This window comes from Caballeronia sp. 11_S32 (assembly GCF_056930355.1).
Genome location: NZ_JBXOWH010000003.1, coordinates 513,483 through 531,378, shown reverse-complemented (window position 1 = coordinate 531,378; position 17,896 = coordinate 513,483). Strand labels below are relative to the sequence as shown.

The following is a 17,896-nucleotide window of genomic DNA, read 5'->3' as shown; positions in this document are numbered from 1 at the left end:
ATGAAGTACTTTGGATGGGGATAGCTGTTTCTTTGGTTACTTTCTTTGCAGCAGCAAAGAAAGTGACTGCCGCCCCGCATAGGGGCAACGCGAATAAACCGACGCGAAATTGGGATCCGGCGAAAGCAAAAGCGAGCAACCGCATCCCAACGGCAAAAGCTTTAAATCACGCCCGCCTGACGCCGCCGCAACAGCGCATAAAAGATGATCGCGCCAAACGTAGCCGTCCCGATCCCGCCAAGGGCGAACCCACCGAGCTTAAGTGTGAAATCGCCAGTGCCGAGCACGAGCGTCACCGCCGCGACGATCAAATTCCGGTTATCCGAAAAATTCACCTTATTGACGACCCAGATCCGCGCCCCCGTCACCGCGATGAGTCCGAACACGACGATCGAAACCCCGCCCAAAACCGGCCCTGGAATCGTCTGAATCAACGCGCCGAACTTCGGCGAAAACCCGAGCACGATCGCAAAGAGCGCCGCGATCACGAACACGAGCGTCGAATAGATCTTGGTGACGGCCATCACGCCGATATTCTCGGCATACGTCGTCACGCCGGTCCCGCCCGCGAACCCGGAAACGATCGTCGCCAGACCATCGCCAATGAACGCGCGCCCGATGTACTTGTCGAGGCTCTTGCCCGTCATCGCGCCGACGGCCTTGATGTGCCCGAGATTCTCCGCCACGAGAATAATCGCGACGGGCGCGATGAGCGTCATCGCCGGGGCTTCGAACACGGGCGCGGTGAAGTGCGGCATGCCGAACCACGCGGCGTTCGCCACGATCGCAAAGTCGATCGGCTTGCCCATGCCCATGCCGTTGGTCAGCGCGGCATAGATGAGATACGCGATCGCGAGGCCGATCAGAATCAGCAACCGCTGCGCCATGCCGCGCGCGAACACCGCGACGCCGCCCACGCACAGCACGGTGACGAGCGCCATCCACGATTCGAAGCTGCTGCCCATCACGCCCTTCACGGCAATCGGCGCGAGATTGAGCCCGATCACGCAGACGATCGCGCCCGTGACAACCGGCGGCATCAACGTTTCGATCCACTTCGTGCCGACCGCCGCAACGATCACGCCGATGATCGCGTAAGCCACACCGCACGCGATGATCCCGCCAAGCGCCACGGGAATGTTCATGTTCGGTCCCTGACCGCCATAACCCGTGATCGCGATCACCAGACCGATAAACGCGAAGCTCGAACCGAGATAGCTCGGCACGCGCCCGCCGACCAGCACGAAAAACAACAACGTGCCGATGCCCGACATGAAGATGCACAGATTGGGATCGAAGCCCATCAGGAGCGGCGCGAGCACGGTCGAGCCGAACATCGCGACGACGTGCTGAATGCCCATCGCGATCATCTGCGGCCAGGGCAAACGCTGGTCAGGCGCGACGATGCGCCCCTCCTGGGCATCCGGCTGAACCGGCCAGCGCGGGAAATAGGAATCGGACATCGGCGGGGCTCCTTCTCGGCGGTGAGGCGCCGACCGTGCGGCGCGCTTGATCTGAAAAACAGGCGCGAGTGTACGGAGCGGGCTCTCGGGTGGCAAGCGAGCCGATATTACGACCGTTTGGCCGTCGTTCGCCCGCCACGCGTCATCTTCGTCCCTGCGTTTCAGGCGCCGCGCGCGAGCTCGAACACCGCGACGGCGCTCTTCAGATGCTCCGCCTGATCGGCCATCGCGCCCGCGGCGGCGGCGGCCTGCTCGACGAGCGCCGCGTTCTGCTGCGTCACCTGATCCATCTGCGCGACCGCGCGATTCACCTGCTCGATACCCGCGCTCTGCTCGTGCGACGCCGACGAAATCTGCGCCATGATGTCCGTCACGCGCTGCACGGCCTGCGTGACTTCGGCCATCGTCGCACCGGCACGCTCGGCGAGCGCCGCGCCGCTGTCGACGCGCGCCGTCGATGCCTCGATCAGCTCCTTGATCTCCTTCGCCGACGTCGCGCTGCGCTGCGCGAGCGAGCGCACTTCGCCCGCGACCACCGCGAACCCGCGCCCTTCCTCGCCTGCGCGCGCCGCTTCCACGGCGGCGTTCAGCGCGAGGATGTTCGTCTGGAACGCGATGCCTTCGATCACCGCGATGATGTCCGTCATGCGCTTGCTGCCCGACGCCAGCTCGCGCATGTTGTCGACCACCTCGCCGACGAGCTCGCTGCCGCGCGCCGACACATCCGATGCGCCGCGCGCAAGCCCGCTCGCTTCGTCCGCATTGCTCGCGTTCTGGCGCACGGTCTGCGTGAGCTGCTCCATGCTCGACGCGGTTTCCTCCAGCGACGCCGCCTGCTCTTCCGTGCGCTGCGACAGATCGGTGTTGCCCTGCGCGATTTCGCGCGACGCGTGCAGGATCGAATCGCTCGAATGACGAATCCCGCCGACGATTTCCGCGAGCTTCGCGCTCATGTTGCCGAGGCTCGCGAGCATGCTGCTGTCGTCGCCCTGGCGCGTGGCGACGCGCGTGCTCAGATCGCCGCGCGCGATGCGGTCGGCAATGTCGGCCGCGTACGCCGGCTCGCCGCCAAGCTGCGCGGAAAGACGCCGGCCGATCAGCACCGCGAGCAGCGCGCCCGCGATCATCGCGCCGAATACCAGCGCGAGCATGACGACGCGCATCGTTTCATATTCCGAGGCCGCGTCATTGCGCGCCTCGGTTGCGCGCTTGCGCTTGAAATCGGCGAGACGTTCCAGCGAATCGCGCGCCTTCTCGCTCGCGGCGATCGCGCGCGCGATGAGGCCCATCTGGTCGACGTCGACCGGCATCGGCTTCCTGCCCATCTGCATCAGCACGATGTCTTCCCACGCCGCGACGGACTTGCTTGCGGCGTCGTAGAGCGCGAGACCGTCGGCGGAGCGGATCGTCGGGCGCATGCGCTCGAACGCACGGTGCATGTTGTCGAGCGAGCCCGACATGCCTTCCTTCAGCTTTGCCTTGCCGGCATCGTCGGCGAAGGTGAGGTTCGCGGCGGCGAGATCCGTGTTGAGCTTGTTCTTGTTGACCTCCGCGACCCAATAGAGACCGTCCATGTGACGGTCGCCGATTTCGTCGATCAGGCCGTTCATCTTCGCGAGCGAAACCACGCCGGTGGCGCCCACGCACGCGGTGAACAGAATCACCACCGCGAAAGACAGCAAGAGCTTGCTGAGCACGGACAGCCGGTCAAACCATTTCATCGATGTCTCCTCTCGTCGGCCGAAGCAGGCGACTGATCGCCCTGCTCCAGCTTTCACGCATAAGCCAGCGCCCCGCAGACGACGCCCGCGGACGGCGCGGCGCGAACCCCGGTTCGCGCTCAAAGTGGCTTTACGGCGCTCGTTTCGACTTTCTTGAGCGCGTATGCAGGAGATAACGCCTCGTGGATGAAGGCGCGAATATCGACGAAAGATCCGCGAAAGTTTGTCCGAAAAAAATTGCTCAAAAGCAGACAATCTAGGCGGATTCTTAATTAAGAGTTCTCTTATTTGTGCATACAACTCCACAACGTATGCTTTCTACGTGCGTGTTCCCATGTATGCGCATGTAGTCGTTGCAACTCTCCGATTTCCGCCCTTGGCACCCGGCTTGGGCGGTTCTTTTTTGGGCGAACGGTTTTGCACCTGTGTCCGCCGTCCCGGTCCCGAATAGTCCCCGCCTTTTCCCGAATTCGTCCGGCGCGTTCGCGCGCAGAGCGACATGCCGCTCATGCGCGCGTTTTCCTGGCTACTGACGCACCGGCTTCTTCGCGAGCTTGCGCTGCAGCGTGCGCCGATGCATGTTGAGCGCACGCGCCGTCGCTGAAATATTGCCGTTGTTCTCGGCCAGCGCCCGCTGGATATGCTCCCATTCGAGCCGCGCGACGGACAAGAGCGTCGGGTTCTCGATCGCTTCTTCGGCTGTCTGCTCGCTTGCCTGCTCGTGCAGCGCGGCGAGAATCGTTTCGACGTTCGCCGGCTTCGCGAGATAGTTGTCGGCGCCGTCCTTCACCGCCTGCACGGCCGTTGCGATGCTCGCGTAACCGGTCAGCACGAGAATGCGCGCGTCGGGCTGAAGGTCGCGCAGCGGCGACACGAGCCGCAGGCCGGAATCGTTGCCCAAATGCAGGTCGACCGTGATCTGACCGAACTTGTGCTGATTGGCGAGCTTCAACGCTTCGTCGGCGTCGTGCGCCTGATGTGTGGTATAGCCGCGCCGCGTGAGGCCGCGGGCGAGAATGCCCGAAAAGACTTCGTCGTCGTCGATGATCAGGAAGTTCGTATCGCTCATGCTTTTTTCTCCGTAGTGCCGCTTTCGCGCGCCCGAGTTCGAGTTCAGGCCGCGCCGCTGCGTTCAGTCCTTGCCGCCTGCGCCGGCGCCGCGACCGCGCCGCGGTTCGGCAGGCGCAACACCGCGCACGTGCCGCGCGGTTTTCCGTCGATGAGCTCGATCGATCCGGAAAGCCGCGCCGCCGCCGCGAACGCCAGATAAAGCCCGACGCCGTGCCCGCCTTGCGTGCTGTCGACCGGGCTCGCGCCCAACGTGGCGCGCAGCGCGGGCGGAATGCCCGGACCGCGGTCGCACACGTCGAAGCGCACGTAATCCATTGTGTCGATGGTCTCCGCCGACGCCTGCAGCGTCACCGATTCGCTGCTTGCGCGCGCCGCGTTGTCGAGCAGGATCGTCAAGATCTGGCCGACGGCGACGGCATCGTCGATCGACGCATGCTCGGGCGTCTCGCCGATGCGCGCGAATTTCACCTGCGGATGCCGCAGACGCCATTGCTCGATGAAGCTCGGAAGCCATTCGTCGAGCGCCTGGCGGCTCGACGGTCCGCCCGCGCGGCTGCGCAGGCGCGCGAGCGCCGAGGTGCAGAGCGCCATCTGCTGCTCGAGCAGTTCGAAGTCCGCCGCGTAGGGCGCGAGGTTCTTGTCGTGCGCGGCGGAGTCGCGCAATTCCTCGGACAGCATGGCGATGGTCGAGAGCGGCGTGCCCATCTCGTGCGCGACGGTCGCCGCCTGCACGCCGAGCGCGACCGCCCGCTCGTCGCGCAGATGGCGCTGCTGGGCTTCGGCGAGCGCGGCGTCGCGCACGCGCAGCGCCCGCGACATGCGCGCGACGAACCAGCCGATCAGCCCGACGCTCACCATGAAGTTGACCCACAGGCCGGTGCGGAAATAATCGAAGAGATTGGCCGGATTTTCGATGTTGAGCGGCACGTAGTTGTACGACAGCAGCGCGTAGCAGGCGACGGCGAAGAGCGCGAGGCAGGCCATCATGGTCCACGGCAGCACGGCGGCGGCAATGGCCAGCGACGGCAGATAGAGCGTGACGAACGGATTGGTCGCGCCGCCGGACAGGAACAGCAGCGCCGAGAGCGCGCCGAGGTCGACCCACATCTGGCCGAACAGTTCGAGATTGGTCTCCGGCCGCGCCCGCGCGACGCGCAAAAACGTGAGGCCGTTGAAGATCATCTCCAGCGCGATCACGAGCAGCATCGCGGGCAGCGGGAGCTTCGCGCCGAAGAAGATCTGCACGACGGCGATGGTCGTCAGCTGGCCGATGATCGCGAGCGAGCGAAGCCAGAAGAGATGACCGAGATTGACCCGTCCGGTGGTGGTTATGCGATGCATCTGATTGAGTGTCTGATCGTGCCTTGAGCGCGTCCTGGCGCTCCATGCGACATTATCCCGCTTGCATCGGGCTTGCTGCGGCATCTGGCGCGATTTGTCGCACCTCGGCTCGCGCAGCCGACACGGCACGTCGACTGCTAATCCGCACGGACGATGCGCTCGATTTCCGCCGCGAGACACGCCGGACACAGGCAACGCATGCCGGGCAGCAGGCGATCGGCCGGCAGCGCGGGCAGTCCGGCGCACCAGCAGACCGCGTCGCCGGCGAGCTTGCCGCAGCGAAACGGCGCGCCGCAGCGTGCGCAAACCTGCGCGCCTCGTGCTTCCGGCGCGTTCGATTCCGGGGGTACGTTCATCATCTTGTCATCAATCCGCTCGAACGATGATCGCATGCCGGCCGCCCGGCCGGAAAACGTGGCGCCGGCGCGGCAATTCGTCCTGCTGCGCTGCGTCAGTCCTGTACAATTCGGCGTGTTTAAACGCCCTTCGCCTCATTTGCCGCCATGTCCGAGCTTCCCGACCTCACGCAAATCGCGCCTACCCTGAAGGCTGAAATCCTGGCCGAGGCGCTGCCTTACATCCGCCAGTATCACGGCAAGACGGTCGTGATCAAATACGGCGGCAATGCCATGACCGAAGAGCGCCTGAAGCAGGGCTTCGCGCGCGACGTCATCTTGCTGAAGCTCGTCGGCATCAATCCGGTGATCGTGCACGGCGGCGGCCCGCAGATCGACCAGGCGCTCAAGAAGATCGGCAAGCAGGGCACCTTCATCCAGGGCATGCGCGTCACCGACGAAGAAACCATGGAAGTCGTCGAATGGGTGCTCGGCGGCGAGGTGCAGCAGGACATCGTCACGCTGATCAATCACTTCGGCGGCCACGCGGTCGGTCTGACCGGCAAGGACGGCGGCCTCATTCACGCGCGCAAGCTGCTGATGCCGGACCGCGATAATCCGGGCCAGTTCATCGACATCGGCCAGGTGGGCGAAGTCGAGGCGATCAACCCGGCGGTCGTGAAGGCCTTGCAGGACGACGCGTTCATTCCCGTCATTTCGCCGATCGGCTTTGGCGAGGACGGCCTCTCGTACAACATCAACGCGGACCTCGTCGCGGGCAAGCTGGCTGTCGTGCTGAACGCCGAGAAGCTCGTCATGATGACGAACATCCCCGGCGTGATGGACAAGGAAGGCAATCTGCTGACCGACCTGTCCGCGCGCGAGATCGACGCCCTCTTCGCCGACGGCACCATCTCCGGCGGCATGCTGCCGAAGATTTCCTCCGCGCTGGATGCGGCGAAGAGCGGCGTGCGCTCGGTGCACATCATCGACGGGCGTATCGAGCATTCGGTGCTGCTCGAGATTCTCACCGAACAGCCGTTCGGCACGATGATCCGCTCGCATTGAGCTTTTTTCCGTTTCCCGAACGCCCGCCCATGCGCGGGCGTTTTCACATATGAACGCGCATTGCCCCTCCCGCCGACGCCGCGTCAAAACGCGCGGCCCCGTCTGGCTCTTCGATCTCGACAACACGCTGCACCACGCGTCGCACGCCATTTTCCCGGCGATCAATCGCGGGATGACGCAGTACATCATGGATCGCCTTTCCGTCGATGTCGACGAGGCGAACCGGCTGCGCGTCGGCTACACGGTGCGGTACGGCGCGACGCTGCTCGGCCTCACCCGGCATCACGGCATCGATGCCGCCGATTTCCTCCGCGAGGTTCATACCTTCGCCGATCTGCCCTCGATGGTGCGTGCCGAGCGCGGTCTCGGGCGCATGCTGCGCGCGCTGCCCGGCCGCAAGATCGTGCTGACCAACGCGCCGACGCTATATGCGCGCTCCGTGCTCGCGGAACTGGGCATCGCGAACCTGTTCGAGCGCGTGATCGCGATCGAGGACATGCGCGAGGGCGAGCACTGGCGCGCGAAGCCCGATGCGCCGATGCTGCGCCGCGCGATGCGCCGCGCTCATGTGCGCCTTTCGGATGCGATTCTCGTCGAGGATACGCGCGGGCACCTGAAGCGCTATCGGCGATTGGGAATTCGCACGGTGTGGATCGTCGGGCATCTGCCGGTCACGAAGACATCGAGCGGCGGGCTGTCGATGCGCAAGCCGGGCGTCGGCAGGCCGCACTATGTAGATCGAACGGTGCGCTCGTTGCGCGCGCTGACGCTCTCCATGCGCGGCGCCGCGATCTGACGCAATTGCGCCGATTGCCTCTACATCCGAAACAGCCGCCGCGCGAGTATGTCCTCGAGGTCCGAACGCGTATCGACGACGAGGTGCACGTAGATGATGTCGCCATCCACCTTGTAGATGATACGGTTCGTGCCGCTCAGGACTTCGTAGTAGCCCGACATACGGAAGTCGACGAGCTCGGGCGGCGTCGAGCCATTGCGTGGCGCGGCTTCGATTTCGGCGATGGTGTCCGCGATCTTGTCGCGCGTCGCGGTCCACGCGGTGCCGCCGAACTTGTTGATGACGTAGCGGCGGAAATCCTGCAGGTCCGCGCGAACGGGATCGAGAAAGATGGTCTTCACTTGACGCCTTCCTCGCGGTCCATGCGGTCGATTTCGGCGAACACATCGCCTGCGCTCGTGCACTGACCGGCTTCGATAGTCTTCTGCCCCATCGCCAGAATCTTCAGGAGCGCGAGCGTCTGATGCAGATCCTCGTAGGACTGCACGTCCTGCACGACGACCCTGCCTTCGCCGTTCTGCGTGATGAGCATCGGCTCGCGGCTCTCGACGATGTTGCGGATCATCTCCGCCGCGCGGCTCTTCAGATGACTCAGCGGTCTAACCCGGCTCGGTTTCATTTGCGCATCTCCGCAAATCGAGACGATTAGTCAATATAGGCATAAAAGCGGGCCGCATCCAGGCAGCGCGCCGATTCGCGGCGTTATGACGTTTTCCGCTATACTTCACCGCTAACGAGAGTTTCTCGAACATCAACAACGCGCCGATTTGCTGACTCGATTGCGGGCGCGCGAGCCTCAGTGCTTCATCGCTGAAGGTTCACTATAAATGCGGCTAAAGAGGTCGTCAGCCGCGCCATCGCTGTATCTCCGCGCATCGCCGACACCGTTTAGCCGCTTGGTCAAAGGCGGAATGAATGGAATCGATCGGCATCGTCACTCCCCAAACACTGCGCTTCACCGAGCCGCTCGCGATGCAGAACGGGTCGTCGCTCGGCGACTACGAGCTCGTCGTCGAAACGTATGGCGAGCTCAACGCCGCGCGCTCGAACGCCGTGCTCGTGTGCCATGCATTGAACGCATCGCACCACGTCGCGGGCATTCATGCCGATAACCCGAAGAATGTCGGCTGGTGGGACAACATGGTGGGTCCCGGCAAGCCGCTCGATACCAATCGCTTCTTCGTGATCGGCGTGAACAATCTCGGCTCGTGCTTCGGCTCGACCGGGCCGATGAGCATCGACCGCGCAACCGGCAAGCCTTATGGCGCGAGCTTTCCCGTCGTCACGGTCGAAGACTGGGTGAACGCGCAGGCGCGTCTCGCCGACCGCTTCGGCATCGAGCGCTTCGCGGCCGTGATGGGCGGCAGCCTCGGCGGCATGCAGGCGCTCGCGTGGAGCATGATGTATCCGGAGCGGCTCGCGCATTGCATCGTCGTCGCGTCAACGCCCAAGCTGTCCGCGCAGAACATCGCGTTCAACGAAACGGCGCGCTCCGCGATCCTCTCCGATCCCGATTTCCACGGCGGCGATTATTACGCGCATGGCGTGAAGCCGCGCCGCGGCTTGCGCGTCGCGCGCATGATCGGCCACATCACGTATCTGTCGGACGACGACATGGCCGTGAAATTCGGCCGCGCGCTGCGCCGTGCCGAAGGCGCGCTCGACGCATACAACTTCAGCTTCGATGTCGAGTTCGAGGTGGAGTCGTATCTGCGCTATCAGGCCGACAAGTTCGCCGAATACTTCGACGCGAACACGTATCTGCTCATCACGCGCGCGCTCGATTATTTCGATCCCGCGAAAGCCTTCGACGGCGATCTCACGAAAGCGCTGGCCAACACGAGCGCGAAATATCTCATCACCAGCTTCACGACGGACTGGCGTTTCGCGCCCGCGCGCTCGCGCGAGATCGTGAAGGCGCTGCTCGACCACAAGCGCACGGTGAGCTACGCGGAAATCGACGCGCCGCACGGCCACGACGCCTTCCTGCTCGACGACGCGCGCTATCACAACCTGATGCGCGCCTACTACGAACGCATCGCCACGGAGGTCGGCGCATGAACCAGCACACACTTGATTCGCTCGCGCTGCGCTCGGACTTTCGCGCCATCGCGCGCTGGGTCGAGCCGCGCTCGACGGTGCTCGATCTCGGCTGCGGCGACGGGTCGCTGCTCTCGCTCCTTGGCGAAGAACTCGAAGTGAAGGGTTACGGTATCGAAATCAACGATGCCGGCGTGCTCGCGTGCGCGCAAAAAGGCGTGAACGTGATCCAGCAGAATCTCGAAGACGGATTGCGTCTCTTCGAAGATGACAGCTTCGATTTCGCGATTCTCTCGCAGACGCTGCAGACGATTCATCAAACCGCCGCGATCCTGCGCGAGACGGTGCGCGTTGGGCGCCAATGCATCGTGTCGTTTCCGAATTTCGGGTACTGGCAGCATCGGCTCTCGGTGATTCAGGGACGCATGCCGGTGTCGAAGTCGCTGCCTTATCAATGGCACAACACGCCGAACGTGCGCGTGCTCACGATCAAGGACTTCGAAGCGCTCGCGCCGGAAGTCGGCATCGAGATTCTGGACCGCGTGGTGCTGCACGACGGGCAGTCGGTCCGTTGGGGCGCGAACTGGCGTGGTAGTCTTGCGGTCTATCGCGTGAAGCGCCGGTGATTCGTCCCGGCGTATCGCGCATCGACAACACCGCTTCTCCAGATTCGACATGCCCGACACGCCACACGAGGCGCCCGCTCTAACCGCACACGAAGATCATCCCGGATGGCGCGCGTTTCTCAACACGCGCATCCTCATTTGCGTCTTTCTCGGCTTTTCGTCCGGATTGCCGCTCTTCACGCTCTACAGCCTGCTGCAGGCGTGGCTCACGACCGCGCACATCAACGTGAAGGAGATCGGCCTCTTCGCGCTCATCGGACTTCCGTACACCTGGAAGTTCGTGTGGTCGCCACTGATGGACCGCTTCATTCCACGCTTCCCTGGCTGGAGTCCCGGCAGACGGCGCGGCTGGATGTTCCTCACCCAAGTGCTCGTGATGGTTGCCATCGGCTCTTTCGGGTTCTTCTCGCCTGAGCAGAACCTGTGGGCCGTCGCGGCGATTGCCGCGCTCGTCGCGTTCTTCAGCGCGAGCCAGGATATCGTCATCGATGCCTACCGCCGCGAACTGCTCGCCGATACCGAGCAGGGGCTCGGCAACGCGGTGCACGTCAATGCGTACAAAGTGGCGGGGCTCGTGCCCGGCTCGCTCTCGCTGATCCTCGCGGCCTTTCTGCCGTGGAAAACCGTGTTCCTGATCACCGCGGCGTTCATGCTGCCGGGCCTCGTCATGACGCTCGTCGTCAAGGAACCGGCGATCCACGGCGCGCCGCCGAAGAATCTGCGCGAGGCGATCGTCGAACCGTTTCACGAGTTCGTCACACGCGACGGCTGGCGCGCGGCGCTGCTCGTGCTCGGCTTCATCTTCCTCTACAAACTCGGCGACACGATGGCGACCGCGCTCGCCACGAAGTTCTTCCTCGACATCGGCTTTTCGCTCGCGCAGATCGGCGTGATCGCAAAGGCAGTCGCGTTCTGGGCAAGCATCGCGGGCGGCCTGCTCGGCGGCATCGCGCTGGTGAAGATCGGCATCGCGCGCGGACTGTGGATCTTCGGCGCGCTGCAAATCATCGCGACGCTCGGCTTCGCGTGGCTCGCGAAGATCGGGCCGTCGCCGCTGGCGCTGGGCGTGTTGTACGGCTTCGAAACCTTCGCGACCGGTCTGACGCTCGCCACCTTCACTGCGTACATCGCCAGCACGACGGACCCGCGCTACACCGCGACGCAATTCGCGCTCTTCACGAGCCTCGCGGCCGTGCCGCGCACCTTCGCCGCGGCGGGCAGCGGCTATATCGTGAATGAAACGGGCTGGTTTCCGTACTTCATGATCTGCGTCGTGCTGTCGATACCGGGCATGTTACTGTTGCCGAAAATCGCGCCCTGGAGAACTCAACGATGACGGTTTCTTTCAAGCTTCGCGCCTCGGTTTGCGCATGGACACTGGCGGCATCGCTCGCGCCCTTGTCCGCGCATGCTCAGGACGAAACGAAGACGCCGCCGCCGTACTCCGCGCCGAACAGTCAGATCCGTTTCGGCAATACGGCGCTCTTTCGCAACCTGATTCCACCCGCGACGCTCGAGGCGCAGTCCGCCGAGGAATACGCGCAGGTCATCCACGACGCCGAACGCAACAAAACCCTGCTTCCCGATAACAATCCGCTCGTCAAACGCGTGCGCGATATCGCGAATCACGAGATTCCGTTCGCGCTCAAGTGGAACGATCGGGCGAAGAACTGGAAGTGGGAGATCAACGTCATCAAGTCGCCGGACACGCGCATGGTCTGCCTGCCGGGCGGGAAGATCGTCGTGTATAGCGGGCTCGTCGACAAGCTGCGTCTGAACGATAACGAGATCGGCATGATGACCGGCCACGAGATCGCGCACGCGTTGCGCGAGCACGCGCGTGAGCGCCTCGGGCGGCAGCAGGCGGCGCAACTCTCCTCGAACGGAATGCCGCAGCTTTTCGGCTTTTCGAACTATTCGTCGCAGCAGCCGGATATCGGCGACGAACTGCTTTCGATGCGGTATTCGCCCGCCGACGAAACCGAAGCCGATGTGATTGGCAGCGAGATCGCCTCGCGCGCGGGTTACGATCCGCGCGCGGCCGTGACTTTGTGGAACAAGATCGATTCGGGAACGCGGCGCGCGGATGACGGCTTCATCTGGCTGCATCCGTATGGGCCGGAACGCAGGCAGGATCTGCTCAAGCGCATGCCGGACATGATGCCGCTCTATGCGAAGGCGCTCGGCAAGACCATCGACCAGTTGCCGAATTACGCGGGCATGGGCCGGTTCAAGAAGACCGGCCGCTGATCCGCGCCTGCGTCACTTCTTCTTGCCGAGTTTCCAGTCGTAGTCTATGGTCAGCGGCGCGTGGTCGCTGAACTTGATGTCCCTGAAAATCGATGTCTTCTTCGCGGTCGCGGCGACTTCTTTCGTCGCGATCTGATAGTCGATACGCCACCCGACGTTCTTCGCGTACGCCTGGCCGCGGTTGCTCCACCACGTGTACTGCTCGGGACGCTGATCCAGCGTGCGGAACACATCGACATAACCGACGTCGTCGAAAAGCTTCGTGAGCCACTCGCGCTCCTCGGGCAGGCAGCCGGAATTTTTCTGGTTGCTCTTCCAGTTCTTGATGTCGATTTCCTTGTGCACGATGTTCACGTCGCCGCACAGAATGACTTCGCGCTCTTTCGAAAGCTCGTGGAGATGCGGCATGAACTCGTCCATGAAGCGGTATTTCGCCTGCTGACGCTCGTCGCCGCTCGACCCCGACGGCACATACACAGACACCACCGACAGCTTGCCGAAGCGCGCTTCCACATAGCGCCCTTCCGGGTCGAACTCCTCCGAGCCGAAGCCGATGACCACGTCATCCGGCTCGTGGCGCGTATAGAGGCCCGCTCCGCTGTAGCCCTTCTTCACCGCATGCTGGAAGTAGCCCTGGAAACCGTGCGGCGCGAGGAATTCCGGCGTCAGATCATCCTGCGAGCATTTGATTTCCTGCACGCACACGACGTCGGATTTCTGCTCGCCGAACCAGTCGAAGAAACCTTTCTTGGCGGCCGAACGGATGCCGTTGAGATTGGCGGTAATCACGCGAAACATACGCTTCCTTTTTCTTGAGTTCGTATTACTCGACCTTCACGCCTTTCAGCGATTCCTTCGCCGGCGGGAATTCGAGCTTCATGCCCTGCATCGTGCGCAACAGCAGCTCGGCGATCATCACGTTGCGATGCGTCTTCGAATTGCCCGGGATGATGTACCACGGCGCGTATTCGGTCGAGGTCGCGCCGAGCGCGTCCGCATACGCCGCCTGATAGTCGTCCCATTGCTTGCGCGCGTCGAGATCGGAGACATCGAACTTCCAGTGCTTCGTCGGATCGTCGATGCGCGCCTGCAGTCGCTCGCGCTGCTCGTCCTTCGAAATATGCAGGAAGCATTTGACGATGGTCGTGCCGCTATCCGCAAGCAGCGACTCGAATTCGCGGATATGACGATAGCGCCGCTCGCATTCGTCGGCATCGATCGTCTTCAGCACGCGCGGCACGAGCACGTCTTCGTAGTGGCTGCGATTGAAGATCGCCAGTTCGCCGGCCATCGGCGCCTGCGCGTGCACGCGCCACAGGAAATCGTGCGCGGCCTCCCGCTCCGAGGGCGCGCGAAACGGCACGATGCGCAGTCCGAGCGGATCGACATTCTGGAACACCGCGCGCACGGTGCCGTCCTTGCCGCTGGTGTCGGTGCCTTGCAGGATCAACAACACGCGGCGGCGGCGCTGCGCGTGCAGTTTCTCCTGAAGGTCGTCGAGCTGTGCGCCGATCACCGCGAGACGTTCGCGGTCCGCGTCCTTCATGCCGGTCGAGAACGGTTTCGCGGAGGGATCGACTGAGCTCAGATCGAAGGGCTTCAGCTTCTTGCCGCCGTCGAAGAAAGGCACGCGAAAGTCGTCGAGTTCGGGTTTCTTAGCCATGTCTTTTTTCCTCTCGCCAATGAAAACGGGCTGCTGCCTGGCTCGACCGGCAACAGCCCGTTCATCATTACATCTTTCGGACCGTGAAACGCCCGAACGTGCTCAGGGCAAAGTCCGTCTCCGCACGCGCGGAGCAACGATGCACAGGTGCGCTCAGGACAGCTTCTTCTTCAGCAATTCATTCACCTGCTGCGGATTCGCCTTGCCCTTCGTCGCCTTCATGGCCTGGCCGATCAGCGCGTTGAACGCCTTCTCCTTGCCCGCGCGGAATTCGTCGACCGACTTCTGATTCGCCGCGAGCACCTCGTCGATGATCGCTTCGAGCGCGCCGGTGTCGGAAATCTGCTTCAGGCCCTTCGCCTCGATGATGCGATCCGCCGCGCCTTCGTCCGTCGCCTTTTCGTCCCAGATCGTCTGGAAGATGTCCTTCGCGATCTTGTTCGAGATGGTGCCATCGGCGATGCGCTGCACGATCAGCGCCAACTGCGCCGCCGATACCGGCGATTCGCTGATCTCGAGCGATTCGCGGTTCAGTTGCGCGGAGACGTCGCCCATCATCCAGTTCGCGGCGATCTTCGCTTGCGCCGCGCCCGCCTTTTGCACGAGCGCCTCGAAGTACGATGCCATCGCCTTCGACGAAGTCAGCACGCCCGCGTCATACGGCGTGAGGCCGTAGGTATCGACGATGCGCTTCTGCATGTCCGCCGGAAGCTCAGGCATTTCGCCCTTCACGCGCTCGATCCACGACGATTCGATCACGAGCGGCATCAGGTCCGGATCCGGGAAATAGCGGTAATCGTGCGCGTCTTCCTTGCTGCGCATCGAGCGCGTTTCGCGCTTGTCCGGATCGTAGAGACGCGTTTCCTGAACCACGGTGCCGCCGTCCTCGATCAACTCGATCTGGCGGCGCACTTCGTACTGGATCGCCTCTTCGAGGAAGCGGAACGAGTTCAGGTTCTTGATCTCGGCGCGCGTGCCGAATTCCTTCTGGCCCACCGGACGCACCGACACGTTGGCGTCGCAGCGGAACGAGCCTTCCTGCATGTTGCCGTCGCAAATGCCGAGCCACACGACAAGCCCGTGCAGCGCCTTCGCATACGCCACCGCTTCCGCGGCGCTGCGCATTTCCGGCTCGGTGACGATCTCGAGCAGCGGCGTGCCCGCGCGGTTCAGGTCGATGCCCGTCATGCCCGCGAAGTCCTCGTGCAGCGACTTGCCCGCGTCCTCTTCGAGGTGCGCGCGCGTCAGGTTGACGGTCTTCGAATACGCTTGCCAGCCCGCCTTTTCATTGGCCGGAACCTGGATCGTGATCTGACCGCCCTGCACGACCGGAATCTCGTACTGGCTGATCTGATAGCCCTTCGGAAGATCCGGATAGAAGTAGTTCTTGCGCGCGAAGATGCTGCGCGGCGCGATATGCGCGCCGATCGAAAGGCCGAAGCGGATCGCGCGCTCGACGGCGCCCCTGTTCATCACGGGCAGCACGCCGGGCAGCGCGAGATCGACGGGACTCGCCTGCGAGTTCGGGCTCGCGCCGAACTGAGTGGGCGCGCCCGAGAAAATCTTGGAGACGGTGGAAAGCTGCGCGTGCGTTTCCAGACCGATGACGACTTCCCACTGCATGTTCACACTCCCGATGCCGATGGTGCCTTGCGGTGCCAGTCGGTCGCGCGCTGGAACGCGTCGGCGACCTGGAGCATCCGGGCTTCGTTGAAATAGTTGCCGATAATCTGCAGACCGACCGGCCGATTCGCATTCGCGCCCGCGCCGAAGCCGCACGGTACGCTCATGCCCGGCAGACCCGCGAGGCTCACGGAGAGCGTGTAGATATCGGCGAGGTACATCTGCACGGGATCGTCGGCCTTCTCGCCGAGATTCCACGCAACCGACGGCGCGACCGGCCCCATGATGACATCGCACTGCTTGAACGCTTCCTGGAAATCGCGCGCGATGATGCGGCGAATCTTCTGCGCCTGGAGGTAGTACGCGTCGTAGTAGCCGTGCGAGAGCACGTACGTGCCGACGAGAATCCGCCGCTTCACTTCCGGCCCGAAGCCTTCGGCGCGCGACTTCTTGTACATGTCGAGCAAGTCCTTGTACTGCGCAGCGCGATGCCCGTAGCGCACGCCATCGAAGCGCGACAGATTCGACGATGCCTCCGCCGGCGCGATGATGTAGTACACGGGAATCGAAAGTTCCGTCTTCGGCAGCGACACTTCGACGAGCGTCGCGCCGAGCGCTTCGTATTGTTTCAGCGCGGTGTCGATGGAAGCGCGCACGTCGTCGGCGAGACCGGCGCCGAAGTACTCCTTCGGCATGCCGATGCGCAGGCCCGCGAGCGGCTTCGCGGCATCGCCGCCATTCCACGTCTTGCCGAGATAGCGCGTGTAGTCTTCATTCTCGCGTTGCAGGCTCGTGGAATCGCGCTCGTCGAAGCCGCCCATCGCGTTGAGCAGGAGCGCGCAGTCGGCGGCGCTTTGCGCCATCGGCCCGCCCTGATCCAGCGACGACGCGAACGCGATCATTCCGTAACGCGAAACGCGGCCGTAAGTCGGCTTGATGCCGGTGATGCCGGTGAACGACGCGGGCTGGCGGATCGAGCCGCCGGTGTCCGTGCCGGTCGCGGCGGGCGCGAGACGCGCGGCCACGGCAGCGGCCGAGCCGCCGGAGGAGCCGCCCGGCACCGCCTTCAGGTCCCACGGGTTTTTCACCGCGCCGAAGTACGAATTCTCGTTGGACGAGCCCATTGCGAACTCGTCCATGTTGGTCTTGCCGAGCGTGACCATGCCGGCGTTTTTCAGACGATCGACGACGGTCGCATCGAACGGGCTCGCGTAGTTTTCGAGCATGTGCGAGCCGGCCGTGGACGTCCAGCCGCGCGTGACGAACACGTCCTTGTGCGCGACCGGCACGCCGGTGAGCGCGCCCGCGTTGCCTTGCGCGATGAGCGCGTCGGCGGCCTTCGCCTGTTCGAGCGTGAGTTCGCGATCGATGCCGATGAACGCGTTCAGGTCCTTCGCGGCCTCGATGCGTTGCAGATACGACTGCGCCAGTTCGACCGCGGAGATCTCCTTCGAGTCGAGCGCGGCGCGCAATTCGGTCAAGCTTTTCTGATGCATTGCAGTTCCCTGATGAGCGCGGCACTTTGTGCCACGCGCTTTGCGCTGGATATTCGACGGTTACTCGATGACTTTCGGCACGAGATACAGCCCGTCCTGCACCGCGGGCGCGGAGCGCTGGAACTCTTCGCGCTCGACACGCTCTGAGACAGCGTCGTCACGCAAACGAAGCGCGACTTCCTCGATCTGCTCGATCGGATGCGCGAGCGGCTCGATGCCGGTCGTGTCGACCGCCTGCATCTGCTCGACGAGACCGAAAAAATCGTTGAGCCGCGCGAGCGTGGGTTCGGCCTCGTTATCGGGCAATTCGAGCCGCGCCAGGTGCGCGATGCGTTTTACGTCGGTCAGGGTCAAAGACATGGAATCACCGGAGAAAGCGTGGACAGCCCCAATCTCGAAAACT

General features: G+C 63.5%; 18 protein-coding genes. 6 read left to right on the top strand and 12 right to left on the bottom strand.

Annotation, left to right across the window (positions count from 1 at the left end):
* Positions 1-161: 161 nt before the first annotated feature.
* The 5 genes from AC1Z32_RS14080 to AC1Z32_RS14060 all read right to left on the bottom strand — a co-directional run bounded on the left by AC1Z32_RS14080 (position 162) and on the right by AC1Z32_RS14060 (position 5,955).
* Entirely contained in the window at positions 162-1,463 is a 1,302-nt protein-coding gene (locus tag AC1Z32_RS14080; protein ID WP_483479231.1) for a solute carrier family 23 protein, read from the bottom strand.
* A 161-nt stretch (positions 1,464-1,624) separates the two neighbouring features.
* Positions 1,625-3,184, bottom strand: a complete 1,560-nt coding sequence (locus AC1Z32_RS14075) for a methyl-accepting chemotaxis protein (protein WP_483479230.1) — start codon at positions 3,182-3,184, stop codon at positions 1,625-1,627.
* 526 nt (positions 3,185-3,710) lie between these two features.
* Positions 3,711-4,253, bottom strand: coding sequence for a response regulator transcription factor (locus AC1Z32_RS14070; RefSeq protein WP_062601455.1), 543 nt, complete (start codon positions 4,251-4,253; stop codon positions 3,711-3,713).
* Between the two features lie 44 nt (positions 4,254-4,297).
* Entirely contained in the window at positions 4,298-5,596 is a 1,299-nt protein-coding gene (locus tag AC1Z32_RS14065; RefSeq protein ID WP_483479229.1) for an ATP-binding protein, read from the bottom strand.
* 137 nt (positions 5,597-5,733) lie between these two features.
* Entirely contained in the window at positions 5,734-5,955 is a 222-nt protein-coding gene (locus AC1Z32_RS14060) for a cysteine-rich CWC family protein (protein WP_483479228.1), read from the bottom strand.
* Between the two features lie 144 nt (positions 5,956-6,099).
* On the opposite strand from AC1Z32_RS14060, the gene argB reads away from it, so the two are divergent.
* Positions 6,100-6,999: an acetylglutamate kinase gene (gene argB, locus AC1Z32_RS14055; RefSeq protein WP_014190130.1), complete on the top strand. Its 900-nt coding sequence runs from the start codon at positions 6,100-6,102 to the stop codon at positions 6,997-6,999.
* 49 nt (positions 7,000-7,048) lie between these two features.
* Positions 7,049-7,795 (top strand): pyrimidine 5'-nucleotidase, encoded by a 747-nt coding sequence (locus tag AC1Z32_RS14050; protein WP_483479227.1) that lies wholly within the window; start codon positions 7,049-7,051, stop codon positions 7,793-7,795.
* A 20-nt stretch (positions 7,796-7,815) separates the two neighbouring features.
* Here AC1Z32_RS14050 and AC1Z32_RS14045 read toward each other — a convergent pair whose 3' ends face one another.
* Together AC1Z32_RS14045 and AC1Z32_RS14040 are read right to left on the bottom strand one after the other, a co-directional pair.
* Positions 7,816-8,136, bottom strand: coding sequence for a type II toxin-antitoxin system RelE/ParE family toxin (locus AC1Z32_RS14045; RefSeq protein WP_483479226.1), 321 nt, complete (start codon positions 8,134-8,136; stop codon positions 7,816-7,818).
* Positions 8,133-8,414 (bottom strand): type II toxin-antitoxin system Phd/YefM family antitoxin, encoded by a 282-nt coding sequence (locus tag AC1Z32_RS14040; protein WP_483479225.1) that lies wholly within the window; start codon positions 8,412-8,414, stop codon positions 8,133-8,135. Before AC1Z32_RS14040 ends, AC1Z32_RS14045 begins: the two co-directional genes overlap by 4 nt.
* Positions 8,415-8,710: 296 nt before the next feature.
* On the opposite strand from AC1Z32_RS14040, the gene metX reads away from it, so the two are divergent.
* The 4 genes from metX to AC1Z32_RS14020 are packed head-to-tail and all read left to right on the top strand — an operon-like array spanning position 8,711 to position 12,711.
* A complete protein-coding gene (gene metX, locus AC1Z32_RS14035) occupies positions 8,711-9,856 on the top strand; it encodes a homoserine O-succinyltransferase MetX (protein WP_483479224.1) in 1,146 nt (381 codons plus the stop codon).
* A complete protein-coding gene (metW, locus tag AC1Z32_RS14030; protein ID WP_321794122.1) occupies positions 9,853-10,461 on the top strand; it encodes a methionine biosynthesis protein MetW in 609 nt (202 codons plus the stop codon). Before metX ends, metW begins: the two co-directional genes overlap by 4 nt.
* A 49-nt stretch (positions 10,462-10,510) precedes the next feature.
* Positions 10,511-11,797 carry an AmpG family muropeptide MFS transporter gene (locus AC1Z32_RS14025; RefSeq protein ID WP_483479223.1) on the top strand — a complete coding sequence of 429 codons (1,287 nt, stop codon included), beginning with the start codon at positions 10,511-10,513 and terminating at the stop codon, positions 11,795-11,797.
* Positions 11,794-12,711, top strand: coding sequence for a M48 family metallopeptidase (locus tag AC1Z32_RS14020; RefSeq protein ID WP_483479222.1), 918 nt, complete (start codon positions 11,794-11,796; stop codon positions 12,709-12,711). The genes AC1Z32_RS14025 and AC1Z32_RS14020 overlap by 4 nt, the downstream gene beginning before the upstream one ends.
* Positions 12,712-12,723: 12 nt before the next feature.
* Here the strand turns inward: AC1Z32_RS14020 and AC1Z32_RS14015 are convergent, their stop codons facing one another.
* The 5 genes from AC1Z32_RS14015 to gatC all read right to left on the bottom strand — a co-directional run bounded on the left by AC1Z32_RS14015 (position 12,724) and on the right by gatC (position 17,853).
* Positions 12,724-13,509, bottom strand: a complete 786-nt coding sequence (locus tag AC1Z32_RS14015) for an exodeoxyribonuclease III (RefSeq protein WP_483479221.1) — start codon at positions 13,507-13,509, stop codon at positions 12,724-12,726.
* A gap of 25 nt (positions 13,510-13,534) precedes the next feature.
* Complete coding sequence (locus AC1Z32_RS14010; protein ID WP_483479220.1) at positions 13,535-14,374, bottom strand: PPK2 family polyphosphate kinase; 840 nt, start codon at positions 14,372-14,374, stop codon at positions 13,535-13,537.
* A 153-nt stretch (positions 14,375-14,527) separates the two neighbouring features.
* A complete protein-coding gene (gene gatB / locus AC1Z32_RS14005; RefSeq protein WP_483479219.1) occupies positions 14,528-15,997 on the bottom strand; it encodes an Asp-tRNA(Asn)/Glu-tRNA(Gln) amidotransferase subunit GatB in 1,470 nt (489 codons plus the stop codon).
* A gap of 2 nt (positions 15,998-15,999) precedes the next feature.
* The gene (gatA, locus tag AC1Z32_RS14000; RefSeq protein ID WP_483479218.1) at positions 16,000-17,493 is read right to left on the bottom strand and encodes an Asp-tRNA(Asn)/Glu-tRNA(Gln) amidotransferase subunit GatA; all 1,494 of its coding nucleotides are present in this window, start codon (positions 17,491-17,493) and stop codon (positions 16,000-16,002) included.
* A gap of 60 nt (positions 17,494-17,553) precedes the next feature.
* Positions 17,554-17,853: an Asp-tRNA(Asn)/Glu-tRNA(Gln) amidotransferase subunit GatC gene (gatC, locus tag AC1Z32_RS13995; RefSeq protein ID WP_483479217.1), complete on the bottom strand. Its 300-nt coding sequence runs from the start codon at positions 17,851-17,853 to the stop codon at positions 17,554-17,556.
* Positions 17,854-17,896 lie beyond the last annotated feature (43 nt).